Origin of the sequence: Bradyrhizobium sp., assembly GCF_035935975.1 — a bacterium.
GTDB lineage: Bacteria > Pseudomonadota > Alphaproteobacteria > Rhizobiales > Xanthobacteraceae > Bradyrhizobium.
This window is the reverse complement of sequence record NZ_DASYWN010000028.1, coordinates 68,472-93,504: the sequence shown is the minus strand read 5'-3', so window position 1 is coordinate 93,504 and position 25,033 is coordinate 68,472. Positions and strand designations below refer to the sequence as shown.

25 protein-coding genes and 1 pseudogene are annotated in these 25,033 nt (G+C 62.8%); 5 read left to right on the top strand and 21 right to left on the bottom strand.

The window, feature by feature from the left end:
• Positions 1–7 precede the first annotated feature (7 nt).
• From VGR99_RS15675 to dcm, 3 genes are read right to left on the bottom strand one after another with little or no spacing between them, the layout of a single operon-like run.
• The gene (locus VGR99_RS15675) at positions 8–1,231 is read right to left on the bottom strand and encodes a type II restriction endonuclease (RefSeq protein ID WP_326899440.1); all 1,224 of its coding nucleotides are present in this window, start codon (positions 1,229–1,231) and stop codon (positions 8–10) included.
• On the bottom strand, positions 1,231–1,683 hold the full coding sequence (locus VGR99_RS15670) for a very short patch repair endonuclease (RefSeq protein WP_326899438.1): 453 nt from the start codon (positions 1,681–1,683) through the stop codon (positions 1,231–1,233). The genes VGR99_RS15675 and VGR99_RS15670 overlap by 1 nt, the downstream gene beginning before the upstream one ends.
• Positions 1,676–2,953 (bottom strand): DNA (cytosine-5-)-methyltransferase, encoded by a 1,278-nt coding sequence (dcm, locus tag VGR99_RS15665; protein WP_326899436.1) that lies wholly within the window; start codon positions 2,951–2,953, stop codon positions 1,676–1,678. Before dcm ends, VGR99_RS15670 begins: the two co-directional genes overlap by 8 nt.
• A gap of 115 nt (positions 2,954–3,068) precedes the next feature.
• Here dcm and VGR99_RS15660 point away from each other — a divergent pair.
• A pseudogene (locus VGR99_RS15660) lies at positions 3,069–3,191 on the top strand (alcohol dehydrogenase); the annotation flags it as partial.
• Between the two features lie 131 nt (positions 3,192–3,322).
• Here VGR99_RS15660 and VGR99_RS15655 read toward each other — a convergent pair.
• From VGR99_RS15655 to VGR99_RS15605, 11 genes are all read right to left on the bottom strand, one after another.
• Positions 3,323–4,027 (bottom strand): ABC transporter ATP-binding protein, encoded by a 705-nt coding sequence (locus tag VGR99_RS15655; RefSeq protein ID WP_326899434.1) that lies wholly within the window; start codon positions 4,025–4,027, stop codon positions 3,323–3,325.
• Positions 4,028–4,034: 7 nt separating this feature from the next.
• Positions 4,035–5,315 (bottom strand): lipoprotein-releasing ABC transporter permease subunit, encoded by a 1,281-nt coding sequence (locus VGR99_RS15650; protein ID WP_326899431.1) that lies wholly within the window; start codon positions 5,313–5,315, stop codon positions 4,035–4,037.
• 73 nt (positions 5,316–5,388) lie between these two features.
• Positions 5,389–6,708: a proline--tRNA ligase gene (gene proS / locus VGR99_RS15645; protein WP_326899428.1), complete on the bottom strand. Its 1,320-nt coding sequence runs from the start codon at positions 6,706–6,708 to the stop codon at positions 5,389–5,391.
• 145 nt (positions 6,709–6,853) lie between these two features.
• A complete protein-coding gene (locus VGR99_RS15640) occupies positions 6,854–8,416 on the bottom strand; it encodes a copper resistance CopC/CopD family protein (protein ID WP_326899426.1) in 1,563 nt (520 codons plus the stop codon).
• The gene (locus tag VGR99_RS15635; RefSeq protein ID WP_326899424.1) at positions 8,416–8,934 is read right to left on the bottom strand and encodes a YcnI family protein; all 519 of its coding nucleotides are present in this window, start codon (positions 8,932–8,934) and stop codon (positions 8,416–8,418) included. The genes VGR99_RS15640 and VGR99_RS15635 overlap by 1 nt, the downstream gene beginning before the upstream one ends.
• 20 nt (positions 8,935–8,954) lie before the next feature.
• A complete protein-coding gene (locus VGR99_RS15630) occupies positions 8,955–9,389 on the bottom strand; it encodes a hypothetical protein (protein WP_326899422.1) in 435 nt (144 codons plus the stop codon).
• Positions 9,389–9,910 (bottom strand): copper chaperone PCu(A)C, encoded by a 522-nt coding sequence (locus tag VGR99_RS15625; protein WP_326899420.1) that lies wholly within the window; start codon positions 9,908–9,910, stop codon positions 9,389–9,391. Before VGR99_RS15625 ends, VGR99_RS15630 begins: the two co-directional genes overlap by 1 nt.
• A 28-nt stretch (positions 9,911–9,938) precedes the next feature.
• Positions 9,939–10,436, bottom strand: a complete 498-nt coding sequence (locus VGR99_RS15620) for a TlpA disulfide reductase family protein (RefSeq protein ID WP_326899418.1) — start codon at positions 10,434–10,436, stop codon at positions 9,939–9,941.
• Entirely contained in the window at positions 10,433–11,644 is a 1,212-nt protein-coding gene (locus VGR99_RS15615) for a sialidase family protein (protein WP_326899511.1), read from the bottom strand. Before VGR99_RS15615 ends, VGR99_RS15620 begins: the two co-directional genes overlap by 4 nt.
• Before the next feature lie 26 nt (positions 11,645–11,670).
• The gene (locus VGR99_RS15610; protein WP_326899416.1) at positions 11,671–14,094 is read right to left on the bottom strand and encodes a TonB-dependent receptor; all 2,424 of its coding nucleotides are present in this window, start codon (positions 14,092–14,094) and stop codon (positions 11,671–11,673) included.
• Between the two features lie 85 nt (positions 14,095–14,179).
• Complete coding sequence (locus VGR99_RS15605; RefSeq protein ID WP_326899414.1) at positions 14,180–14,554, bottom strand: DUF2946 domain-containing protein; 375 nt, start codon at positions 14,552–14,554, stop codon at positions 14,180–14,182.
• Between the two features lie 482 nt (positions 14,555–15,036).
• Between VGR99_RS15605 and VGR99_RS15600 the strand changes: the two genes are divergently transcribed.
• The 4 genes from VGR99_RS15600 to VGR99_RS15585 all read left to right on the top strand — a co-directional run bounded on the left by VGR99_RS15600 (position 15,037) and on the right by VGR99_RS15585 (position 19,151).
• Entirely contained in the window at positions 15,037–15,441 is a 405-nt protein-coding gene (locus VGR99_RS15600) for a globin (RefSeq protein WP_326899412.1), read from the top strand.
• A gap of 141 nt (positions 15,442–15,582) precedes the next feature.
• Positions 15,583–16,605, top strand: a complete 1,023-nt coding sequence (locus VGR99_RS15595) for a sugar ABC transporter substrate-binding protein (RefSeq protein WP_326899411.1) — start codon at positions 15,583–15,585, stop codon at positions 16,603–16,605.
• 6 nt (positions 16,606–16,611) lie between these two features.
• The gene (locus VGR99_RS15590) at positions 16,612–18,114 is read left to right on the top strand and encodes a sugar ABC transporter ATP-binding protein (RefSeq protein WP_326899409.1); all 1,503 of its coding nucleotides are present in this window, start codon (positions 16,612–16,614) and stop codon (positions 18,112–18,114) included.
• 11 nt (positions 18,115–18,125) lie between these two features.
• Positions 18,126–19,151 (top strand): ABC transporter permease, encoded by a 1,026-nt coding sequence (locus VGR99_RS15585; protein ID WP_326899407.1) that lies wholly within the window; start codon positions 18,126–18,128, stop codon positions 19,149–19,151.
• 204 nt (positions 19,152–19,355) lie between these two features.
• On the opposite strand, the gene VGR99_RS15580 is transcribed toward VGR99_RS15585, so the two are convergent.
• The 7 genes from VGR99_RS15580 to VGR99_RS15550 form a co-directional block, all read right to left on the bottom strand.
• Entirely contained in the window at positions 19,356–20,276 is a 921-nt protein-coding gene (locus tag VGR99_RS15580) for an NAD(P)H-binding protein (RefSeq protein WP_326899405.1), read from the bottom strand.
• Positions 20,277–20,286: 10 nt separating this feature from the next.
• The gene (locus tag VGR99_RS15575) at positions 20,287–20,835 is read right to left on the bottom strand and encodes a carbonic anhydrase (protein WP_326899403.1); all 549 of its coding nucleotides are present in this window, start codon (positions 20,833–20,835) and stop codon (positions 20,287–20,289) included.
• A gap of 23 nt (positions 20,836–20,858) precedes the next feature.
• Positions 20,859–21,638, bottom strand: a complete 780-nt coding sequence (locus VGR99_RS15570) for an alpha/beta hydrolase (protein ID WP_326899510.1) — start codon at positions 21,636–21,638, stop codon at positions 20,859–20,861.
• A 314-nt stretch (positions 21,639–21,952) separates the two neighbouring features.
• Positions 21,953–22,390, bottom strand: a complete 438-nt coding sequence (locus VGR99_RS15565; protein WP_326899401.1) for a hypothetical protein — start codon at positions 22,388–22,390, stop codon at positions 21,953–21,955.
• Between the two features lie 45 nt (positions 22,391–22,435).
• The gene (locus VGR99_RS15560; protein ID WP_326899399.1) at positions 22,436–23,326 is read right to left on the bottom strand and encodes an NmrA family NAD(P)-binding protein; all 891 of its coding nucleotides are present in this window, start codon (positions 23,324–23,326) and stop codon (positions 22,436–22,438) included.
• 36 nt (positions 23,327–23,362) lie between these two features.
• On the bottom strand, positions 23,363–23,845 hold the full coding sequence (locus tag VGR99_RS15555) for a hypothetical protein (protein ID WP_326899397.1): 483 nt from the start codon (positions 23,843–23,845) through the stop codon (positions 23,363–23,365).
• Between the two features lie 161 nt (positions 23,846–24,006).
• The gene (locus VGR99_RS15550; protein ID WP_326899395.1) at positions 24,007–24,933 is read right to left on the bottom strand and encodes an AraC family transcriptional regulator; all 927 of its coding nucleotides are present in this window, start codon (positions 24,931–24,933) and stop codon (positions 24,007–24,009) included.
• Positions 24,934–25,033: the final 100 nt, after the last annotated feature.

Sequence of the window (25,033 nt, the reverse complement as noted above, 5' to 3'; positions counted from 1 at the left end):
CCCCCGCTTAACCGGCCTGTCGCCCCCGCACAAGACCGAGAAAGCCCCGGACATCCATGAGGCCGGATTGCTGCGCGGTCGTAAACGTTGAATGGATCGCACGGGGGATAACCAGCTGCAGCCGGCTGGCTGCAATCTGTGAGGTCTGGTGGCCGGAGATCCCGGGCTCAAATGTAAGAAGATGCTTGTCTCTGATCCGGTTCGCCTCGGCCAGCACCTGGCGCCATCTGTCCTTGAGCGTGAACTTCACGCCGAGCATGGTGAGGCGATCGGCCGGAAACGCCACGTCGGCGTATTCCGCAGTGCCTGGAAAAAGGAAGTCGGGCTTGTTGCGGTTCTCGGTTTCAGCGCCCCGCGCGTACCGAAGGCCATGAGCCTCCAGAATCGTCTCAAAATGATTTTCGAGCGCCCGGCCGGCACGGGAGCGGCGCCGTTGATGAAGCTGCATCGAAAGCGACAGGACGCCTTCGACCAAGGCATTTTTGTTGCCGACGACGCCCGACAGTTGCCCGGCGATGATATGGCGTTCAAGCCGCCGGAAAAGCTGCTCCTCACGCTCCATCCATGCAAACAGGGCGGCGTCAGGATCATCGAGCGGCGAAACATCGCGCAAGGTCTGTCGTGCAAAAGCAGAAAATTCGCGAGTCGGCGGGAATGTCGTTCCGAATCTCGCGATGAGCGGGTCAATCGCGTCGACCTCCGGCTCCTCCAGGTCGATGCCGAGCTCGTCGAGAACATAGCGTGCGGCGAAATCGAGCCGGGCGGAGTCGTCGCCGGTGATTTCCCTAAAGGCGAAGGCAAGTTCCGGCTGCTCGTCGATGCCGAAGAGCCAGAGCAGCTGGCTCTGGATCGTGCTGTCCAGCGGGACGACCACGACCATTGCGGTACCGTCCCGGCGTAGCGCCAGGAACAGCGCGTCGCCGGGCTTCATGGCCTCAGTGACGATATTGCCGGAGTAATAGAGGTGATATTCGGGCGCCCGGGGCTTGCCCTTGCGGACGTTCGACCAGCTGATGAAACCGTCCTCGCTCAGGCCTTCGTTCTCGTCGTTGAGCCAGATAAAGCGTGTGGGAATGGACTTGCGGTCGGCATCGCCGAACATCCGGCGCAGCAGTTTGATGCCCTGGATTTCATGCTGGTTGGATTTGGGGCTCACGGTCTCGACCAGCGTCAGCCTCTTGACCGCAACCCCCTCGAAGAAATCGGACAGCATGCCGCGACGATACGTCATCAGGCGCCCCGGATTTCCAAGCAATCTTTGCGGGAGCGCAGCCACGAGGAGCATTGGCTGACGACCGCCGGGTAGGACAGACGCGTCCTGCCCTTCAACGCGCATTCCCATACAACGCCGCACCGCCAGCCGGCTTCACGCAATGCGGCCTCGTTCCGTGCATCGACCTCGCGGTTTCGCGCGATCTTCGCTTTCCAGAACTCGGGACGGGTCGATGGTATCTTGAACAGGTTGCAGTCATGCCCGTGCCAGAAACACCCGTGTGCGAAAAGAACTGCGTTGTATCGGGGAAACACCATGTCCGGCTTGCCGGGCAACCCCTTCGCGTGGAGCCGGTAGCGAAATCCCTTTGCAAAAAGGCCGCGTCGGAGAAGCATCTCCGGATTCGTGTGGGCACCCCGGATGCCAGCCATCATCCGGCTGCGCACCTCGGGGCTGACGACGTCAGCCATTTACGGCGACCGGCTGCCGGTCGGGGCGGGTGACCTGACGAACGACCACCGGTCGCGCGGGAACGGAGGCCTGCTTCTCCATGGCCTCCTCAAGGTAAGGCTTTATCGCCTTGGCGAGAAACTCGACCACAGGGACGACAACAGCATTGCCGAACTGCTTGTAGGCCTGTGTATCGGAGACCACGATCTTGAACTTCCGCTTCTTTGTCTCGAAGCCCATCAGGCGCGCGCATTCCGTCGGCGTAAGCCGCCGGGGACGCGTGCCGTTCTGTTTGACCAGAACTTCCGAACCGTCCTTGTAGTATCGGGCTGAAAGCGTTCGCGTGACATCGTCGGGACCGAACAGCCCAAAGCCAAATCCGTTGCCGGCGGCCGTGTGCTTCTCTTTGTAGGCTTGCAGATACTTCCAGAGATGCGGCGTCAGTGTATACTTCGCGTCGACCTCCTCGGGCGATTGCAAGATGCTGCCGAGCTTTGGCCATTGGCCTTTGGGCGGCAAACGGAGCGCAGACAGGTCAAATGTGGTGGGCTCTCGAAAGCCCACGATGAATATTCTTTCGCGGCGCTGGGGCACCCAGGGCTCCGAGCTGATGACCCGATGCTGGACGTGATAGCCGAGTTCGTTCCTCAGCACATTGATAATGGTGTCGAAGGTGCGGCCGCCGTCGTGGCGTTCAAGGTTCTTGACGTTCTCGAGCACGAAGGCCGCAGGACGGTGATGAGCAATGATCTGGGCCGTATCGAAGAAAAGCGTACCCTGGGTATCGCAGAGAAACCCGTGGGGTCGACCCAAGGCATTCTTCTTCGAAACACCCGCAATGGAGAATGGCTGGCATGGGAAGCCGGCCAGTAACAGGTCATGCTCGGGGATCTTGTCCGGATCGCTGGAATACTCGCGAATATCGCCTGCAATTTCGTGATTGTCGGCGAAATTGTGTTTGTAGGTCTCCTGGCACTTCGCGTCCCATTCGGACGTGAAAACGCACCGGCCACCAATGGACTGGAAGCCCAGCCTGAGACCACCAATGCCGGCGAACAAGTCAATGAAGCGAATGCCGGGAGCAGCGGGAGGCTCTTGGGCAAAACGGCTGTCCACAGCCTGGCGCAGCTGGTCGAGAGCTAGTTTTGTAGGCCGGGTCTCGCCGCGCTCATAGCGGTAGACCGTGCGTAGCTCCACCTTCAGCAGATCGGCTGTTTCCGGCAGCGTGAGGCCGGCGCGCTCGCGCAATTCCTTGAATTCTGTCCGCTTCTTCGTCGGTTTCAGGCTCATGTGCGGGCGACTCGCTCTGTGTCAATTTTTGACAATGTGGCATTGATTTTCCCTACCAGCAATGAACATGCCTGCAGAAAACAGAGGACGGAGGATTGCCTGATTGCGCTGGTGCGCCGGGCTGTTGCGGCTCGACGAATACCAGACGACGAACTTCGACCTCGACCACGCCAATGACGCCGTCGCACATGCCGCGGCCAATGGCGGTCCGTTCAGGTTGACGGTGATCCGGCCGTAATTGGCCGACCCGCTGCGGCGATGCGCCGTCGCAGCGGGTTTGCAAGGTATGTCAAGGAATTGGCAGGCGTCGCCCCGGTCAGCGCCGGAAGAGGCCGGCTACTGTGCATGGGGTTGTTTTCGCACTTTTTGTTATTCGAGCTCGACGACCTGGCCGTTCGACAGCGACACGCGCCGGTCCATGCGGCCGGCGAGCTCCATGTTGTGGGTCGCGATCAGCATCGAGACCTGGGTCGCCTTGACGAGCTGCATCAGGGCCTGGAACACGTGCTCGGCCGTGCCGGGGTCGAGATTGCCGGTGGGCTCGTCCGCAAACAGCACGCGCGGCGCATTGGCCACCGCGCGCGCGATGGCGACCCGCTGCTGCTCGCCGCCCGACAGTTCGGACGGGCGATGGGTGATGCGGTCGCCGAGGCCGAGATAGCCGAGGATCTCCTTGGCGCGCTTGACGCTCTCGGACTTCTTCAGGCCGCGGATCATCTGCGGCATCATCACGTTCTCCAGCGCCGAGAACTCCGGCAGTAGCCGGTGCGACTGGTAGACGAAGCCGATGTCGGTACGGCGAAGCTGGGTGCGCTCGATGTCGGGCAGTTGCGAGGTCGGCGCGCCGTTGACATAGACCTCGCCGGAATCCGGCGCCTCGAGCAGGCCCGCGATGTGCAGCAGCGTCGACTTGCCAGAGCCTGACGGCGCCACCAGGGCCACCGACTGCCCCGCCCACAGCGCGAGCTTGGCGCCGTCGAGGATCGTCAGCGGCACCTCGCCCTGCAAGTACTGCCGCTTTATCTCGTGGAGATAAATGACCGGTACATCTTCAGCCCCCTGCTGCTGCTCCATCAGCCCCTCACTCGTACCGGAGCGCTTCGACGGGATCGAGGCGCGCGGCGCGCCAGGACGGATACAGCGTTGCCAGGAACGACAGCGTCAGCGCCATGATGACGACGGCCGCGGTCTCGCCGATGTCGATCTCGGCGGGCAGTTTCGACAGGAAATAGAGCTCCGGCGAGAACAGCTCGGTCGAGGTCAACCAGGACAGGAATTGCCGGATCGACTCGATGTTGAGGCAGATGATGAGGCCGACGAAGAAGCCGACCAGCGTACCGACCACGCCGATCGAGGCGCCCGTGATCAGGAAGATCCGCATGATCGAGCCCTGCGAGGCGCCCATGGTGCGCAGGATCGCGATGTCGCTGCCCTTGTCCTTCACCAGCATGATCAGGCCGGAGACGATATTGAGCGCCGCGACCAGCACGATCATGGTCAGGATCAGGAACATCACGTTGCGCTCGACCTGGAGCGCGTTGAAGAAGGTCGAATTGCGCTGCCGCCAGTCGACCAGGAACACCGGCCGGCCCGCGGCCTCCGTCACCGCCTGACGGAACTGGACGATGCGATCGGGATTTGTGGTGAACACCTCGATCGAGGTGACGTCGTTGCTGCGGTTGAAATAGGCCTGCGCTTCGGCGAGCGGCATGAAGACGAAGCCGAGATCGTATTCGGACATGCCGATCTCGAACACCGCGACGATCTTGTAGGGTTTTATGCGCGGCGTTGTGCCCATGGGCGTGACGGCCCCCTTCGGGGCCACCAGCGTGATGCTGTCGCCGGCATGCAGCGAGAGCTGGTCGGCGAGACGGCGGCCGATCGCGACGCCCTGCCCGTCGTCAAACCCCTCGAGCGAGCCCTGCTTGATGTTCTTGGCGATCGAGGTGAGGTTGTTGAGGTCGTCGGAGCGGATGCCGCGCACCAGCACGCCCGAGGCGTTCCATGGCGATGACGCCAGCGCCTGGCCGTCCACCACGGGCGCGGCGAGCCGGATGCCCTGGACCTGGCTGAGCCGGTCGGCAACGTCCTTCCAGTCGGTCAGCGGCGATTCCAGCGGCTGGACCAGGATATGGCCGTTCAGGCCCAAAATCTTGTCGAGCAGTTCTTTCCGGAAGCCGTTCATGACGGCCATGACGATGATCAGCGTCGCAACGCCCAGCATGATGCCCAGGAACGAGAACCCGGCGATGACCGAGATGAATCCTTCCTTGCGGCGCGCCCGCAAATAGCGCGCCGACAGCATCCACTCGAAGGGCGCGAAAGGCGCAGTTTGAACGGTTTCAGTCATGGTTTCATCCATCGCTCGATAATCCCATGATTCGGGGTCAATTGTGGCCGGATTGGCGGCCGCGATATCAAGCGATGAACAATATTCAGCCGACCAGCCGGGCGATCGCGTCTGCAGGCGACATGGTCTCGCGGGATCCGTCACTGCGGCGCTTGATCTCGACCTTGCCGTCGGCCAGCCCCTTCGGGCCGATCATGATCTGCCAAGGGATGCCGATCAGGTCGGCAGCGGCGAATTTGGCGCCGGCGCGCTGGTCGGTGTCGTCATAGAGCACGTCGACGCCCTTGGCGGTCAGCTCCGCATAGAGCTTTTCGCAGGCCGCATCGACCGCGGCATCGCCCTGCTTCAGGTTGAGGATCGACACGCGGAACGGGGCGACGGCCTCGGGCCATTTGATGCCGGCATCGTCATGGCAGGCCTCGATGATGGCACCCAGCAGGCGCGAGACGCCGACACCGTAGGATCCGCCATGGATCGGCACGTCGACGCCGTCGGGGCCGGCCACGAGGGCCTTCATGGCGTCGGAATATTTGGTGCCGAAATAGAAGATCTGGCCGACCTCGATGCCGCGGGTGTTCACCCGCTTCTCCGCCGGCACTTCCTGCTCGAACCGGGCGGCGTCGTGAACGTCTTCCGTCGCGGCGTAGACCGAGGTCCATTGCTTGATGATCGGGGTCAAATCGCTGTCGTAGTCGACATCCTCGCCCGGCACCGGCAGGTCCAGCACGTCGCGATTGATGAACACGCCGGATTCACCGGTCTCCGCGAGCACGATGAACTCGTGGCTGAGATCGCCGCCGATCGGGCCGGTCTCGGCGCGCATCGGGATCGCCTTCAGCCCCATTCGCGCGAAGGTGCGCAAATAGGCAACGAACATCTTGTTGTAGGAGATACGCGCCGCGGCCTCGTTGAGGTCGAAGGAATAGGCATCCTTCATCAGGAACTCGCGTCCGCGCATCACGCCGAAACGCGGACGCTGCTCGTCGCGGAATTTCCATTGAATATGATAGAGATTCAGCGGCAGGTTCTTGTAGGACTTCACGTAAGCCCTGAAGATCTCGGTGATCATTTCCTCGTTGGTCGGCCCGTACAGCAGCTCGCGCTTGTGACGATCGGCGATGCGCAGCATCTCCGGACCATAGGCGTCATAGCGGCCGCTCTCGCGCCAGAGGTCGGCGAGCTGCAGCGTCGGCATCAGCAGTTCCAGCGCGCCGGAGCGGTCCTGCTCCTCGCGCACGATCTGCTCGATCTTCTTCAGCACGCGGAAGCCGAGCGGCAGCCAGGCATAGATGCCGGCCGCTTCCTGCCGGATCATGCCGGCACGCAGCATCAGCCGATGCGAGACGATCTCCGCCTCTTTCGGATTTTCCTTCAGGATGGGCAGAAAGAACCGCGACAACCGCATGGCAATACTCGAGGAATCAGTGAGGGCCTGCAGTGAAACCGGATTGGGAGCGAAAACACAAGACCGGGAATGAGGAAAAGCCGCTAACACGGCGAAATTCCTTGTCATTTTTCCGTCGACTTCATGTGCGACGTGAACGTCCGGCCTAGGGCGGCGCCACCTCGAGATCATCCTCAAGCGTGATCTTCTCGAAATCGGTCACAAGCGCATCGATGCGCGCGTGCCAGCGCCCCGCAAAGGGCAGCTCGACCTTGCGCACATGCCAGTAGCCGTCCGGCCCCAGCGCGGCGTCCCGCTCCATCGGCTCGATGCCGCGCTCGGGCAGGCTCAGGGTGAGCGTGACCTCCTTGGCCGCCAGTGGCGTCGCCTCACCCGTCATAAGCTGGAGCACGAAATCGTCGGAGCCCGCCTTGCCCGGCGACACCAGCACCTGGAACATCGCCTTGTCCGAATGGATGTGGATCGCGAGCGGCGTCTCCGGAACGATCGTCCGTGGCGGCGGCGTGAAGCGCCAGCCGGCGACGATGCCGAGGACGGCGAGCGCGATCACGCCTTCCAGCAGGATCGAGCGCTTGAGCGCGGGCGTCGATGTCGCGTCCCGCGCCAGGGCCGGCGTCAGCCGGAACCGGTTGAGCGCGGCAAGCGCCAGCAATCCCGTGACCAGTGCAAGTTTGATCGAGAGGATCAGTCCATAGCGGGTCTCGACCAGCGCTGCCGGCTTTTCGAGCTGAACGATCGCAAGCGCGAGGCCGGTCAAGGCCAGCACGCCGACCGCCAGCGCAGCGAGGCGGGAAAAGCGGTTCACGACGGGGAGCAACGCAGTCGCCGGTTTCGCCATCAGCGCGACGAGCGGCGCGAAAGCACCGATCCAGACGGTGACGCCGAGACCATGGAGAAAGATCGCCGGCCGGGTCAACGCCTCGGGCGGGGCCGTTGCTGCGTGCCCGGTCGCGGCGAGCGACAGACCGACGCCGATGAAGGCGATGAGCGCGAGCGCGCGCGCATACCATGCGCTGCGCATCGCCATCCACGCGAGCAGCATCGCCGCGATGGCGATGAGCAACGCGGGGCCGGCGCTGGTCGCGAACGCGACCTTCCACGGGGCAGCCGTCGCAAGAGCCGCCGGCGGCAGCCCGAGCAGATCCAAGCCAAGCGCACCCAGGGACGCCGCGGCGCCCAAGATACCGATTCCGAGCGCAACGCGCGGAACGGTCATGCCGATCATCGACCACGCGATCCAGCGCGCAAAGAACACGCCGCCGATGCCGACGAACAGCCCGAGATAGAGACCGACCCGCGCCAACCAGATCAGCACGCTCAACCCGCCATCCGCCGTGACCGGAGGCTTTGTCGCGGTCGGCATGCCGATCGAGAAGATCACCGATCCCGAGACTGGGTGGCCGTCCTGCGAGATCACACGATAGCTGACCACGGCCGTCCCCTGCGGCAGGTCCGGCGGCATCACGACCGAGATCGCCTCGCCCGATGCGTTGACGCGGGCATCATTGCGCGCCCTGCCCGCGCCGTCGATCAGCAGAATGGCGCCCGGCGTCACCGCCTCATTGAAGCGCAGCTCCACCGCCTTCGGTGCGGTCGCAAGCATGCTGCCGCTCGCCGGCTCGACCGAGACGAGCGCCGCATGCGCAAAGGCGCCGGTCGCGAAGCCGACAACGAGCAGCAGCGTCGCGAGCGCGGCAAGCAGGCGCATCAGGGCTTTGGCAGCAGCTTCAGGCCAGGCGCCGGCGAATTGCCCTCATGCGAGTGCTTTGCCTCCTCCGCCGGAATTTCGATCCAGCGGCTGACACCGCTCTCACACTCCTGCACGACCGGGAAATACAAGGTCGTATTCGGCTTCAGGCTGTCGGTGAGGAAGCTGCTGATGACGAACTCGTCGTAGTAATGATCCGGCAGCTTGCCGCCGGACCAGGCCACCTCCTTGACGCCGGTGGAGAGCTTGTTGCCGTGATAGTCGTACTCGTTGGTATATTTGCCCTCGACCACATCGACGCTCCAGCCCGCCTTCGGCATCGGCTTCACCCCGATCACGCCTTCCGGAATCTGCACCCGGATCTTCACCGTGGGCGAGCCCTTGCAGCCGTGCGGCACGGCGAAGACGGCCTTGTAGTAGGAGCCGACCGTCGCCTGCTTGGTCTCGAGCGTGATATGCGCCGCCGCGGGCGACGCGGTGAGCGCGGCCACCAGGATCAGGCAGGATCGCTTCGACATGTTCGGCCCCTTCGGCATGGTCATTTGATCAGGATCGGCGATTCGACGTTGACGTGATCGGCCTCGGAAATCGAGATTCCGAGACCCAGCATCCAGCGCCCGGGCGAGAGCTGCGCCACCTTCACATGCCAGCTGTCCTCGCCGTCGCGCGAGGCCTCGACCGGTGCGAGCTTCCGGCCGGATTGCGTATCGACGAGCGTCACCGATACGGCTTTCGCGGAAAGCGGCGTCTCGTCGGTGGTTTCGAGCTGGATCGCGATCTCGACCGGCCCGGCGCGGCCGGGCGAGACCGTGACATTGGCCATCGCCTTCTCGGTGTGCAGATGGGTGAAGAAGCTGTCGTCGTCGGTCGCTGCCGCAAGCGGTGTCGCCGCAACGGACAGCAACGCAGCCATCGCGAGTGCAAGGCCCGCAAGATTTCGACGCGAGGTCATGGGAGGCATGATCTGTTTCATCACATCTTCATTCCCGAATGATCCGGCATTTTCTTCATCATGTGCCCGCCATCACCCGGCGCCTGCGCGCCGACGCCCTGCACGTCGAGCGAGACGGCGACCTTGCCGGCCTTTTCGAACTCCAGCGTCAACGGCACCTTGTCGCCCTGCTTGAACGGCCCCTTCAGCTCCTGCAGCATCAGATGATAACCGCCGGGGGCCAGCTTGACGGTCTTGCCGGCGTCGATGACGAGCCCCTTGTCGAGCGGGCGCATCTTCATCACGCCGTTGTCCATCGCCATCTCATGGACCTCGGCCTTGCCCGCGATCTTGGCCGAAATGCTGACGAGCTTGTCCGCCGCCGTCCCCTTGTTCTCGATCGTGAGATAGCCGCCCGCGACCTTGGCTCCGCCCGGCGTTGCCCGGCTCCAGGCCTGCGAGATGACGAGATCGCCGGCCTTGACGTCCTCTGCCGCCGCAGGCGCGGCGCAAAGCACGAGAGCGAACGCAGCGAGCATCACATCTTTCAACATCGTCTTCATATCAGTCTTCCCGTTTGCAGATTGAGTTTCAGTGTGTGGCGAGCTGCTGGCCCGACCATTTTTCGAGATCGGCTATCTCAGCCGAGCCTTCGATCGTCGTGATGGTCCCGTCCCGCGAAATCAGCATGGTCCGGGGAATATCGCCCTGCCAGGCAGGATCGATCTCGAACCGCAGGCGCTCGACGAAGCCGTCGCTGAAGATGAAATTCTCGGTCGACGACAGCCCCGCCTTGTCCAGCATCGACTGCGTGGCGGCCGGAAGGTTCGGCACGAGATCGGCGCTGATCGTGACCACGTCGATCCCGGGATGGTCCTTTGCGAACCGCCCGAGCTCCGGCAGCTCGACCTTGCAGGGCCCGCAGGTCACACCCCAGAAATGCACGAGGGTCGGACGGCCGGCATGATCCTTGAGGACACTTTGCCACGTGCCGCGCTCGAATGGCTTCAGGGCCGGCGCCGCCACGAGCGTAGCGGCCGATGCGATCAGGATGCCCAGGCCCAGAATGCCGGCAAATCGATATGTCATGGTTGATCCTCGATCGCTGTAAGCCGATAGCCATCCGCCTTCGTCATCCACGACAGGTAAACCTGCCGGCCGCTGGAGACCAGCAAGGGATGGTCGGAGGTGTCGGTCGTGGTCGATATGGTCTTCGCCGCCGACCATGTCTCGCCGTCATCGCGGGAGCTTGTCATCTGGACCGAGGTCTTCTCGCCATCGAACTCCTTCCAGACCATCACCGTTCCCGCCGGGCCTGCGAGCACGTATGGGCGCGTCGGATTTCGGCCCGGCTGGCCCAGCGCCATCGGCGAAGAGAATGTCCGGCCTTCGTCGCGCGAATGCGCGTAGAACAATCCCTTGCGCGCCTTGCCATTCGTGTACCAGGCGACGTGATAGGTCCCGTTCGGCGCAACTGTGAGGCTCGGCCCGTGATGCGGGCAGGCGTTGATCTGCCAGTCGTCATTGCTGACCCGGCGGATTTCGCCCGGCGTCGCGGCGTCGGTGAAGGTCATGACCGCATGATCGCGCACGCCGCCGTCAAAGATGTTCCTGAAGATCACGGCCGGTCGCCCGGGCGCCGCGAACGTCAGCCCCAACCGGCAGCATTCGCAGGTGCCTTCGCGCGCCAGTCGGGCCTCGGCGTAGGTCGCGCCGCCGTCGCTGGACGCGGCGAAGAACAGCCCTGCCCCCTCGTACTTGCGTCCCGCCTCCTTCGCTGGAACGCGATTGCGCTTATCAAGCCACGCCGCGAAGACCGTTCCGTCCTGATCGAGCGCCAGCGCCTCAAACCGCTGGCTCTCGTTGCTGGCGGTGATGGGCTTCAGCTCCGCAAAGCTCTTCCCGCCATCGGCCGAGCGCGTGTAGAGCACCTGGCCGTTGAAGGCCTCGTCCCTGAAGATCGAGAACGCGAGCGCGATGCCGCCCTTGCGATCAACCACGATCTTCGGCCGCGCATCGGGCCCCCAGTCGAGGTTCAGACGCTTCGTCGTGACCTGGGTAGCCGCCGAGAAACTCCGCCCCGCATCCTGCGAGCTTGCAACCGAGACCTGCCCTCCCGCCATCCAGACCAGCCATAACGTTCCGTCTGGACCGAACGCGGGCGTCACCTTGGTTGCGCAACGCAGCGTCGGCTCTTCGCACGCGGCTTCAGAGGCGTGCTGACCGTGCATCTGCGCGAGCGCCGCACCTTGCAGGAATGCAAGAGCGACTATCCCGAGCAAGCCTGTTCGGATCATGGCCTTGGTCCCTTCGAGAGCCCGGCTCATTTGAATGCCACCTTCATACCCGCAACGAAGGCGCGCGGCGAGCCTGCGTAGATCGATCCCGTGGTGTTTGCGAGGACACTCGCGGGATTTTGAAGCCCTGCCGTTGTCACCGTGTTGGCGATGTTGTTGGCCGACGCAACGTAGGTGCGGTCGAACACGTTCCTGACCTCGAGGAACAGGTTCAGGGATCTGAACGTGTCGGACACAAGGTCGGTCTTGTAGTGGACATTGACGTTGACCAGTTCATAGCCGGGCGCCTTCAGCAGGTTTGCGTTGTCCATGTAGAAGGAGTCCTTCCACTGGAGTTCGACAAAGGCACCGAGGCCCGCGAGCGGCCCGGCGAACTCGTCGTAGCCTACCCGTGCCGTTAGCTCGTTCGGCGAGATGCCGGGAATCTTGTTGCCTGCCCGGTTGAAGCTGAACACCGCGCCATTGGTGATGTTCTCGACATACTCGGTGTAGACCTCGTCGAGATAGGTATATGCTGCCATGAACCGCCAGCCCGGATAGAACTTCCAATCAGCCGCAAGCTCGATGCCGCGATGCTCGGAGCGCGGGGCATTGAACGTGTAGCTTGTGTTGGGTGAATTGGCTGGCGTTGCCTGCGATACGAGTTCGTTGCGGAAAAATTCGTAAAATGCCGTCGCGCTCAGTTTGACTGCATTGCTTGGCGTCCAATCGAAGCCAAGATCGTAGCCGACATTGGTTTGTGTCTGCAGCTGAGTGTTGTTGCCAAAATCGCCGCTCGGAAGAACGAACAGATTCGAGACCTGCGGCGTTCCGTATCCGGTCCCCACGCGTCCGCGAAACTGCCATTCGGGATTGAGCCTGTATAGCAACGCCAATTCCGGAGCCGTGTTCTCAATCTTGCGATCAACGCTTGTAGGCGCGGGAATCGTAGCTATCGGGACATTGAACGTATTGTACTTATAGACAGTATTTACGCCCTTCAGAATCGTGGTCTCCCATCCAATTCCGGCTATCGCAGTCAGATCGGGAGTGAGCTTCAGCTCCTCCCTCGCGCGTACTCCGTAGTTGGACGTGTCGCTGAATGTATTCGCCTGGAGCAGCCCCAACGTGGCGTTTCCACCCGGCATGACGTTGCGCGTGTCGCTCGACGCCACGAGCGTATTGTACCACGCGCCGACGAATGTGGTGGAATCCATGCCGAGGATTTCACCGCGCTTCGTAAGGTCACTCATGTAGTTGTACGACGGAAAATCGCCGATAGCGCTGGTCGCGCCGGTCGGCTGGCTAATATTCCGGTCGTCGAAGACGAACTGGTTGCGCCAAGTCGTGGTGTTGTCGAAATCGTGCTCCCATCGTCCACCGACAATGGTTCGCCGATCGTTTCGCCCCAGACCCGCTTGCGTTGCCGTCTCAGTGTCTCTGTCGGCCGCGACGCCCGGTCTTGCGTTGAAGCCGTTGTTGAAGAGGGACACGGTTGGACATCCCGCAGCTATCGCTGTGCCAGTCGTGCACCCCTGCTGGAACGGGTTTTGATAGTACTGGTTCAACAACTGACGCAGCGGCAGCCGCGTGCTGAGGTCGTTGTTGATGATCTTGACCGTGAAACGATCGTCCGGCGTCGCCTTGAGCGTGCCGAGGAAGTTGACCGTCTGCGTGTTGAACCAGCTATTGCCGATATAGCCGTCGCCGCGTGCATCGCTTGCGAACAGCGAGCCCTCGAAATTGCCGACCTTCTTGCCGGCGGCAAGGTAGTTGTTGAGATAGCCATAGCTGCCGCCATCGACGCCGTATTCGACGCCGTCGATGGTGCCGCCGGGTCGTGTCCGGAAATTGAGCGCGCCGCCGGTCGCATAGTTGCCGTAGAGCGCCGACGAGGGGCCGCGGACGACGTCGATCGCGCTATAGGCGCGGGGATCGATCAGGTCGCTGCGCGACAGGCCGTCCGGCTGCGTCACCGGAAAACCGTCGTCGAAGATCACGAGATTGCGGATGGCAAAGCCGTTCCTTGCGTTGGAACCGCGAATCGAGATGCCGAAATCGCGCGGGCCGTTGCCCTGCTTGACCGAAACGCCGGGACTGTCCCGAAGGACGTCGCCGACCGAGAATGCGGGGCGGTTTTCGAACAGGCTGCGATTGATGGTGGTCTCGGTCTGGCCGGCCGGCGCCTGATAGAGGCTATCGAGTGCTGCACTCGCAGTCACGGTCCGTCCTTGGGTCGGTACGCTCGCGCTTGCAGTCGGCGCAGCGGGTCTCGCCGCACGCCCGGCCGAAGCCGAGCGTGGTTTCGACGGCCGCGCGACCGGCTTGGCTCGGGCCGCGTGCGGCGCCTCGACGGTGACCGCGGGAAGCTCGGTATTGCCGCTTTGGGCAAAGGCTCCGTTCGACGATGCGAGCAGCGCGGCCTGGATGGCAACGACACTCACGCCGCGACGGGCATGACAACGTAACATGGGGCATTCCTGACGCCGGGCTTTCTCTCCGGCAATTCGACAGCATCAATCGCCGGCGGACGGACCGCGGCGATCACGAGGGTCGTCAGGAAAAGTGCGGGGGTGCGCGTGCCTGGGCGCTCGAGCCCCTGTAGACGGCGACGGCGGATAGGTCCGCCGCGTGCCACACCACGCGCTCGGCGTGGCGGAAGGGAATGGCGAGCGCAATTTGCGGCGGCGAATCGAGCGAGGCGTTCGCCTGCGCCAGACAACAGAGTGCGCACGCGGCGCCATGCGCGGTCGGCGCGCCGGTCCGGTCGCTCTGGCCGCCCTGCTCGCTCGCGCTGTGACAGATGACGGCGGCGGAGAGCGGATCGGCCACGGCCTGACCCGCCGCCAGACAGGCGGCAATCGGCGCCAGCACCTGCATCGTCAGAGCGAGCAGGACCAAGGGTAGGAACTTTTGCAGCCGTGCGCGCATCCGCCGAACCATTCGTTCGCCTACGAACTAAACACCCGGCCGCGGGCTGAGTCGAGGTCAGTTCCGCCGGCTTCTTGGCCCAGCGCAAATTTCTCGAAAACTGTGGTCGGACCGCCCCACGGGAGGAGCCGGGTCCGGCATTTGAGGCAGCCCGGCCGCCCTGCCCATCCACAGATTTCTTATATTTGTCATATGCTTACACGGCCAAAAGCCCGATCATTTCGTTAACTGCTCTTATTTTGAACAATCGTTGCCGAAAATGATGACAAGTGAGAAAAGTTGATCTAGCATCCCTCTTGCTCAGGCTGGCCGCGAGGTCGAAGTCTGGTGGTCCAAGTCTCGGGAGGAGCCCCTGGCGCGCAAAATGCAGCGTCGCCCCGTCAATCAAGAGCAAATCTTAGAATCGGGGATAATAGGGTCGACACAATTTTTGAGCGGGGCCAGGGCCCCGCTCTTTTTTTGTCTGCGTGGCTTCGCCGCGAATGAACGCGTCCTCTAATCCGATCGAAAACAGTTTCGAAATCGCAGCCTCGCGTTGCGCGGATCTCACGCCACTCGTTTATCAACGCCTGTTCGAGACACACCCGGAGACGCGGACGATGTTCCGCTCGCAGGGCAGTGAGCTCGTGATGGGATCGATGCTGGCGCTGACGATCGAGGCGATCCTCGATTTTGCGGGTGAGCATCGCGGACCTTTCCGGCTGATCGCCTGCGAGGTCGTCTCGCACGATGGCTACGGCACGCCGCGCGAGCTGTTCATCGCCTTCTTCGGCATCATCAGGGATACGCTGCGCGAACTGCTCGGCAATGAATGGTCGCCGGACATTGCACAGGCCTGGGATACATTGCTCGTCGAGATCGACGCCTTCGCTGGCATCGCAGCGTAGCGCTTCGCGCTGCACCAACACGCCGCGACCATCTCCCGCTCGATTGCAGATTGGGTGGCGTGAACTCTTCGATTGTGAGAGACTTTCGGACATCGGTCGCGCAAGCAATGACGCGCCGAGATAAATATATGGGAGCGAGCGATGTCCGGGACGAAAGATTTCTCGACGACGAGGCGCGATCTTCTTCAGGCGGCAGCGACCGCCGGCGCCGGGGCTGCCCTGTTCGGTAGCATGGGCATAAACCCCGCATTGGCAGCCGAAGTCGGACGCAGCGAGAAGCCGCTGAAGGCGGCATTCTCCAACGCTGGCCTTCAGGCGACCTGGTGCGCACAGGGCAAGCAGGCGGCGGAATTCTGGGGCAAGCTGTTCAACGTCGACGTCACCTGGTTCGACGGCCAGCTCGACGCGGTGAAGCAGCGCGCCGCGATCGACAACATGGCCTCGCAGAAATGGGACTTCGTCGCGATCCAGGCCTTCGGCATCGGCACCCTCACCCAGCCCGTGCAGAAGATGATCGATGCCGGCACGCCTGTCATCGACATGGACACGCTGATCGCGCCGCTCGACCAGATCAACGTCCACTCCTTCCTCACCCCCGACAACGAGTTCATGGGGGCCTCGGTGACGCAGGCGCTGTGCAACGCCATGGGTGGCAAGGGCAAGATCATCATGACGCAGGGCGCGCTCGGCCACACCGGCGCGCAAGGCCGGGCCAAGGGCTTCAACAATGTCGTGAAGCAGTTCCCCGGCATCGAGGTGCTCGACACCCAGCCGGCCGATTGGGACGTCTCCAAGACCGCCCGCCTCTGGGAAACCTATCTGACGAAGTATCCGCAGATCGACGCGGCGTTCTTCCACAATGACGACATGGCGCTCGCCGCCGCCAACATCATGAAGGCCCGGGGTCGCACCAACATCCTGATCGGTGGCGTGGACGCGATGCCGCCGGCGATCCAGGCGGTGAGTGAGGGGCGCATGTTCGCGACCGTCCGCAATCCCTCCTGCCGCATCCATGGCGGCGCCATCATCGCAGGCGTCTCCGCCGTGGTCGGCGGCGAGAAGAGCGGACAGGGAATCCCCAAGAACGTCGTCACGGACGGGCCGGTCGTGACCAAGGCGAACGCGGCCGGGATGCAGTGGATGCAGGATCACTTCCTGATCTAAGCTTCCATGCCTGAGACGCGTTCGCCCATCCTGGAACTGCAGGGCATCACGAAGAGCTTTGGCGGCGTCGAAGCGCTTCGTGGTGTCGACTTCGCGCTTCTTCCCGGCGAGATCCACGGTCTCGTCGGCGAGAACGGCGCCGGCAAAAGCACGCTGATGAAGATCATCGCCGGCGTGCACACCGAATTCTCCGGCCGCTTCCTGATCGACGGTCAGGAGACGCATTTCCGCTCGGCGCGCGATGCGCATGCGGCCGGCATCGCCATGGTGCATCAGGAGCTCTCTGTTGCACCCGACCTCACGGTCGCCGAGAACGTCTTCCTCGGCAACCAGCCGACCAACGCGCTTGGCCTCGTGCAATGGCGGCGCATGGCGCGCGAGGCCGGCGAGCAGCTCGCCCGCTTCGGCATCGACGTCGATCCGATGACGAGGCTCGGTGACTTGCCCATCGGCCTGCAGCAGCTGATCGAGATCGCCCGCGTGCTGTTCTCCGGCGCGCGCATCGTCATCCTGGACGAGCCGACCTCTGCCCTTTCCCCGCCCGAGGTCGAACGGCTGTTCGCAACGCTCCGGCGCCTGCGCGAGGAAGGCACTGCAATCGTCTTCATCTCGCATTTCATCGAGGACATTCTTCGCGTGTCCGACACGGTGACGGTTTTCCGCAACGGACGGAAGGTTGCGGAGACGGCGAGCGCCGCAACCACCAAGGGCGCCCTGATCGAGGCCATGATCGGCCGCGGCGGCGAGGCGCTCGAGCACAGCTACACCGACGATCTGATGCTGCCACAGCCGAGCGCCAGTCCGGTGGTGCTGAAGGTCGATCAGCTCTCGCTCGCGCGGAGCCTGAAGGACATCTCCTTCGAGGCGCGTGCCGGCGAGGTGCTCGGCATCTACGGCTTCATGGGCTGCGGCCAGCAGGAGCTGTCCCGCATCCTGTTCGGCAAGCTGAAACCTGATAGCGGCACGCTTCTCGTCGACGGCACGCCGAAGACCTTTGCCAGCACGGCCGCGGCCCGACGCGCCGGGGTGGCGCTGGTGCCGGAGAGCCGGCGCGATATGCTGTTTCACCAGGAGCCGGTCTACAAGAACATCTCGATCAGCATTCTGGATCGCATCTCGTCGCTGCTGCTCAAGCCGGCGCAAGAGCGCGACATCGCCCAGCGTCAGGTCGAGCAGTTGCAGATCCGGCCACCCGTGGTCGGCCTCGACCTCGGCATGCTCTCCGGCGGCAATCAGCAGAAGGTGGCGCTGGCGAAATGGCTGACCTATCCGCCCAAGCTGCTTGTGCTGTGCGAGCCGACCCGCGGCATGGATGTCGGCGCCAAGAACGACGTCATCAACATCGTCCGCGACCTCCGCGCCCGGGGGCTCGCGATCATCGTGCTGTCGACCGAGCCGGAAACGGTGCTGTCGCTGGCCGACCGCATCCTCGTGCTCAAGCGCGGTGCGGTGGTGCGGGAATTCAGGAACGAGCCGGTCAGCAAGGACCGCCTGCTGGAAGCGGCGTGACGGAGAAGCACATGAGCAGCGAGACAGTTTCAGCGGCAGGGCAGCGGGCACGGGGCCTCGCGCCCTTCCTGCGCTCGCAGATGCGCAACATCGCGCCGTTCCTGACCCTGATCTTCCTGTCCGCCTTCTTCGCCTTCGCGAGCCCCTCCTTCGCGACGCTGGACAATCTCGGCAACATCCTGACGCAGGTGTCGGTGACGGGCATCATCGCCGTCGGCCTCACCTTCGTGATCCTCTGCGCCGAGATCGACCTGTCGATCGCCAGCATCGCCAACGTCACCGGCATTGCGGTGGCCTATTTCACGCTTCAGGAATCCTACGTCAACATCGCCAACATCCCCCTGCCCGGCGCAGTCGCGATTCTGCTGTCGATCCTGCTCTGCGCCCTGCTCGGCCTCGTCAACGCGCTGGGGCTGACCGTGATCGGCATCCCCTCCTTCATCATGACGCTCGCCATGATGCAGATCGCCGCCGGCATCTCCGCGCTGCTGGTGCGCGGCCAGATCGCCTACAAGGTGCCGAGCCTGATCACCACGCTCGGCTCCGGCTCGATCGGCGGCATCCCCTGGATCGTCATCGTCGCCGCCATCATGCTGCTTGGCGGCCATCTGGTGCTGACCTACACGCGCTTCGGCCGCTACGTCTACATGGTCGGCGGCAACCGCGAGGCGGCCGAATATGCCGGCCTCAACGTCAAGCTCATCCTGGGCAGCGTCATGGTGATCTCGGCGGTGTGCTCCGGCATCGGCGGCATGCTCGGCGTCGCGCATTTCGGCAGCGCCCAGCAGAACGAGTTCGATACCTATCTGCTCGACTCCATCGCCGCCGTCGTCGTCGGCGGCACCAGCCTGTTCGGCGGCCGCGGCGGCATCGGCAACACCATCGTCGGGCTGTTCGTGCTCGGCGTGCTCAACAACGGCCTCGACCACGTCAACATCGACAGCTTCCTGAAGATCCTGATCCGCGGCCTGATCCTGCTGGCGGCGCTGGTGATCAACGTCTACGCGCAGCGGCTGAGGGAAAAGGCGGCGGAATAGTCGCTCTCAAAACAAAAACTGCGAAAAACAACCCCATGCACAGTAGAGACTGTGAGGAAATTCAAACGCTTACGAAACCCGCAAATGGCGTGCGTGCGACCGAGCCCACATTTGACTCGTCGGGCAAAACAGGAGCAGGATGTCACCGTGGGATGTCCGCGGATGATGATCGCATGGCGGCCACGATTCCCAGGCGTCACCGGGCTACAGTTGGTGAAATGCCTGCGCGTTCCGCTTCACAAACTCCTTGATGCTCATCGGCCGAACTCCGGTCAACTGCTCGACATCGTCACTGAACCTGTCGTAGCGGTTGTTGCGATGAAGGGCTGCCATCGTCTCTACATGCGCAACGATATGCGGCGACATTCCAGAGGCGATCAACTGCTGCCTGAAGGCGTCCTGGGGAACATCGACATAGCTGATCGTGCGGCCGAGCGCCTCGGAGAACTCGCCCGCGATCGCGCGCATGTCCTGTGAGACCGGTCCCGTCAAATGGTAGGTCCTGCCGACATGGCTCGACGGATCCTGCAAGATGACGGCGATGACCCGAGCGACATCGAAGGCGGCAATTGCCGAGTTCTTTCCTTGCCCGAAGGGAGCCGGGAGCTTGTCTTGAAGGGACACGCCCTTCGCGCTCTGGAGAAACAATCCCTCCATGAAGGCTGTGGGGCGCACTTCAACGACGGGCAGGCCGGACCATGCGAGAATCTGCTCCGCCAGCCAATGCTGCTTTTGCTGCGGGCTCGCGGTCGTGTTGAAGACGTCCATCTCCTTCACGGTCATCTGAGACAGATTGACAAACGCCTTGATATCGTGATGTTTCGCCACAGCGGCAACGTTCGTTGCGACCTCCAGATAGTCCGGAGATACCGACATGGTCAGGCAAAGACGCTCGCAGCCCTCCATCGCGCGGTGAACGTCCGCGAGCTCGCGCAGATCGCCGACGACGACGTCCGCGCCCGCATCGCGAAGGTCAACGGCTCGCTCGTCATCAACCCTCAGCTGGGCGCGGACACGGAAGCCCGCGGCGAGAAGCAGATCGGCGACCTTGCGGCCAACGGAGCCAATCCGTCCGGCCGCGCCAGTCACGAGGATGGGATGCTTGTACTCTTTCGGGTCCATCATTCTGTCTCGGCTAAAGGACCTGCTCATCCCGCAGACGAGCCGGCGGGACAATGATCTCGACCTTCCCGTTGGCGACATCGTAGACGACGCCGGACACCATCATCGCAGCAGGAAAATGGTCGTTTCCCTTCAACGCAGCGACATCGAGGCGGACAGCCTGATACGGGTCCGTGATGGCCATCTTGTTCAGCTCGTCTTCCGTGACGTTCAAGTGCTGCGCCAGCAGCCCGGGCGCGTGCTTGTAGCAAGGTATGATTCCGCAATCGGTATGGTGCAGAACGATCAGGTTCCAGCCTTCTCCGAGCGCCTTTCCGGCCGCGTTCGCGACGGTCTGCAGGATTGTCATCGTCTCCAGCAGCGCCATGTTGATGCGGCCCCCCACATTCCGGATGACCACCGCCTCACCCGGCTTCAGCTCGAAGATGTCGGCGGGATCGACACGGCCATCGACGCACCCGACGATGACAGTGCGCATCGACGGAAGCATTTTGAGATCGGTCGCGAAGCCGTTCTTCGCAAAATCGATGTTGCGTTCGACCAGTGTTTCCACAAAGTCCATGATCTACTCCTTCACATTTTCCGTCAGGCCGGTTCCAACATCGCTTTCGCGACAAGATGAGGCACGTCGATCTGCAGCCAGTGGTTCGCATCGAGGGCTTTGAGCGTGGCGCGGGAGAACCGGGACGCCATGTCGTCGGCCACGCCCCGGGTCAGATACGGATCGTAGATGCCCCATATCAATCGCACCGGCGCGCGGAATTCGCGGAGCGCCGCGACCCGCCGATTGTTGTATTCGAGATTGGCGCGGGCATCGCTCGCCATGCTCAAAAATGCCGGCCCGGAACCAGGCGTCCGCACGAAATTCTCGTTGATGATCGGCTGCAGGATCGATTCGAACCGTGCGCGCAGCTCGGGGGGCGCCCCCTCCTCGAAGAGACCTTGCTGGAAGCGGAGCAACCACCCGGCCTGCTTCGGATCGGTCATGATCGCCAGCGCAAGCTTCTTGAGTGCGGGATCCGAGCACAGTTCGATGAGCTCGGGAAAGCGCAGCGCCGCCGAACTCGCGTAATAGCAGTTCAGCAAACACAGCGACGAGACGAGCTGAGGATGATCGAGCGCGAAATTGATCGCTGCGGGCCCGCCGGCATCGTGGGCTACCGGGATCACCGGGCCCACGCCAAGATCGTCAACGACGGCTTTGAGGTCCGCGAGCTGTTGCTCGAAGCTGTAGAGAAAGCCTGGAGGCTTGTCGGACAGGCCGAAGCCGAGGAAATCGAATGCGATCACGCGACGGCCCGCCGCGGACAGAAGCGGCGCAAGCTCTTCATAGATCCGGCAGTTGTCCGGAAATCCGTGCAGCATCACGAACGGAGCACCACCCCCGGGATAATCACGGACGTAGAGGCGCCCTCCCGGACGCGATACATACCTTTCTAGAAATCCGCCCTTTGACGGGGAGCCATCCGCTGATCCGGCCGCGGCAGACGCGACCGAAGGATATCCAGCCGCGAGCGTGCCCGCGACAGACAGGGCTGCATCTCTCACGAAGGCTCGTCTTGTTCGTTCCCGCGTACAGTCCGTATCGTTCGAAGGCATGGCGTCAGCCTTTCCTTGCATCAGTTGCGCCGCCACTCAGCGGCCAATGCCGCAGACCGATGAGATGATGTTCCAGGCGTTCATTTCGCTGTCGGAGGCAGAAGCCGTCCCAACGGCTGAAGCGGACCTAGCGGGGTGAATTCAAACGTCATCATTCCAGCCTGCCCGAGAGGCAACGGGTCCAGCAGCGCCTTTGCGGCCTCGACCGTGGTAACGTCGAGAATGAAGACAACGCCGGTCTGATCGGGCCTCGCGTACCAGCCATCGATTTTTCCGGCCAGGTACAGCTCCAGAGTCGCCGGCACTTCACGTGCAAGGACCGCTGGCAAAGCCGCCGGTGTCGCCTTTGACGTTAGATTGCCGACGGCCAATATCCTCGTGACGAGACCCGGCTTGGCAGCTGTGCCCGGCGCATCCGCTGCCTGCGCAGAAGTCCCGCCGGCACCCACCATCATCGCAAGGGTCAACGCCCCAAGCGTCGCTCTTACCGGCCAATCAACGAGCTGGTCGTACATCATGGCAACTTCTCCTTGGCAATGAGGCTGTTCTTCTCGGACCGAATGTCATTGACCGCCGGGTTTTCCGTTGAGAACGTCCGAATGAATGCGGGCGAATTCGCCGACGGCCATGGGCTTCTTGCCGGTGATGCGCTCGACGTTGTCGTCGCTCCCGGACATGTGCCCGTGCTGATAGTCCGCCATCGCGCCACGGAAATGCTGCACGACGTAGGGCGGCACGCCCATGGCAGCGATCGAGTCGCAATACTCGTCGATTGGAAGGTCCTGGTATCTGAACTTCCGGCCGAGCGCCTCGGAGAGTTCCGCGGCCATTTGCTCGTGGTCCATCTCCACTGGTCCGGAAAGAGGAATGGTCTTGCCGACATGAGCCTCAGGGCTTCTGAGCAGCGCGGCCACGACCCGCCCCTGGTCGTCCGAGGCGATCGGTGAATGTCGCCCTTTACCGGCCGGTATCCGGATTATCCCCTCGCGGACAAAGGGCAGTTGCCAGGGATAGAGCAGCCATTCGAGGAAAAAGGTCGGCCGCAGATGAATGACCGGAACGCCGGACCAATTGAATACCTGCTCGGCGATGTAGCTGTCCCGGCAGGAATCGCTCTTGGAGTAGCGATTTGCCGAGCGCTGCGACAGATTGATGACCGTCGAGACACCCGCTTCCTTCGCCCCCTGGGCGAAGTTGACTGTCGCATGGATCAGGTTCGGCGCGACCGGCCACACGAAGTACGCGGCGTCCACGCCATCCATCGCCGCACGAATGGTGTTGATCTCCAGGAGGTCGCCAATGACGACTTTCGCCCCCAGGATCTCGAGATTCTTCGATCTGGCATCTCTGCCGTGGGCCATCGCGCGCACATTGAGCCCAAGGGAAAGCGCTTCCCGCACCGCCGCCCTGCCCGTGTCGCCGGTGGCTCCTGCAATCAGAACGGTCCTGGTCATGATCTCACTCCGATGGTGTGACGCGTCTGATGCCGGTCAGGCGACCGCCGGTGAACGAAATCTGATCGCCGCGAGGATCGTCACGATGACGAACACCGCTAACGTCACGGCCTGGACGGCGACGAACGCTGGCTCGGTCTGGGTCGGCGCCAGGGCCTTCAGCGCCGGCACCTTGAGGAAGGTCTGAATGACCAGAACGAAGACGTTTAGATAAAGTGAGATCAGAGCCGTCACGACATAGATGGTGCGCCAGTAGCCCGAGAGATGCTTGCCATAGAGCGCAAACGAGGCGACGGAGAGCAGTGCCAGCGAGAGTATTCCGACGACATGCGACGGAAGCAATGACGCGACCGGGAACAGGAACCCTGTCAGGCTGGTCAGTATCGTTGTCGCGAGGAACAGGATCGTCCAGCCGCGCGATATAGTTGAGCTGAGAAGGCCTGCCGCTGCAACAAAGCCCGCGGCGATACCGATCAGGCCAATGGCAACGTGGATAGGCGTGAGAGCCGACAGCACCATATCCGTCCCCGAGCATCGAAGCCTGCTGGTGGCAACGACACTGCGCCGTCGCTCCGTTCAGGCAGAGCATCGGTCAGGTTCGGATCTTTTGATTGAATGAAAACGATGTCGCGCTTTGTACAAAAGCAACCCGGGAAAAAGGAGCAGCTACGGGCCGCGTACTAGTCGCCTTGGTTGCGCTGCCGCCAGCGGCCGGGACTCATGCCATTGAACTTCGTAAAGACCCGGCTGAGATGGCTTTGGTCAGCAAATCCGCAGATCACAGCCACCTCCGCCAATCCCAACCGGCCGCGAACCAGTAGCTCCTGCGCGCGCTCGACGCGCTTTCGCATCAACCATTGATGGGCCGTGACACCGGTCGTTCGGCGGAAGGCTCGCGCAAAATATCCCGGCGACAGTCCGCATTGCTCGGCAAGCTGAGCGATCGTGGGATCGCCGTCGAGATGAGCCGCAATGAAGTCGATCGAGCGGCGAAGCTGCCACGGCGCGAGCTGCCCCAGGGGCAACGCCGGAGTAGCCGACACATCGCCGTAAAACCGGGCGACGTGGGCATGAAACGCCAGGGCAATATGGTCGATGAAGAGCGTGCTCTGCTCGTCCGGCGTTTCAATACGGTCGAGCAGCGCCGTTGCCAGACCGTGCATGACGCGATCCTGCTGTCCGAGATCCGGCGAAATCAGGCTCCTCACCCTTCTGCTTCCGCTGTCATATCCGAGCTCCTCCAACGACGCCTGCGAGATATAGAAGCGGACCACATCGAACGCGTCGTGAATCTGGGAGACCGGATTGCTGCGCAAGTCGAACAGGAACGCGTCGCCGGTAGCTGCCGTCTTCGTCAGGCGATGCTTGCCATCGATCCACAAGTCCACGGCAGTCGGCTTGAGGGCAACGTGCAACGAGAAGGCATTTTCGGAGGGAACGTCCTTCGCCCGCAAGCTGAGCGCGCGATCGCTGAACAGGCGGGTAAAGCCGATGGGCGCAACCGACGCGGTCCGCGCCAGCACAGTCGGCGGCAGGTCCAGGTGGAACCTCTCGCCGATGACGCGACTTTCGTAACTTCGCGCTGGCCGATTAAGTGCCGACACCATTCGCGGCGCCTCGTTGCTGATAGGCGTATCTCAATAGCGGAAATCCGGCCTGCCAGCACGCTCAAATCCTGATCAACCATGGGCGGCAAGCACCCTCCCC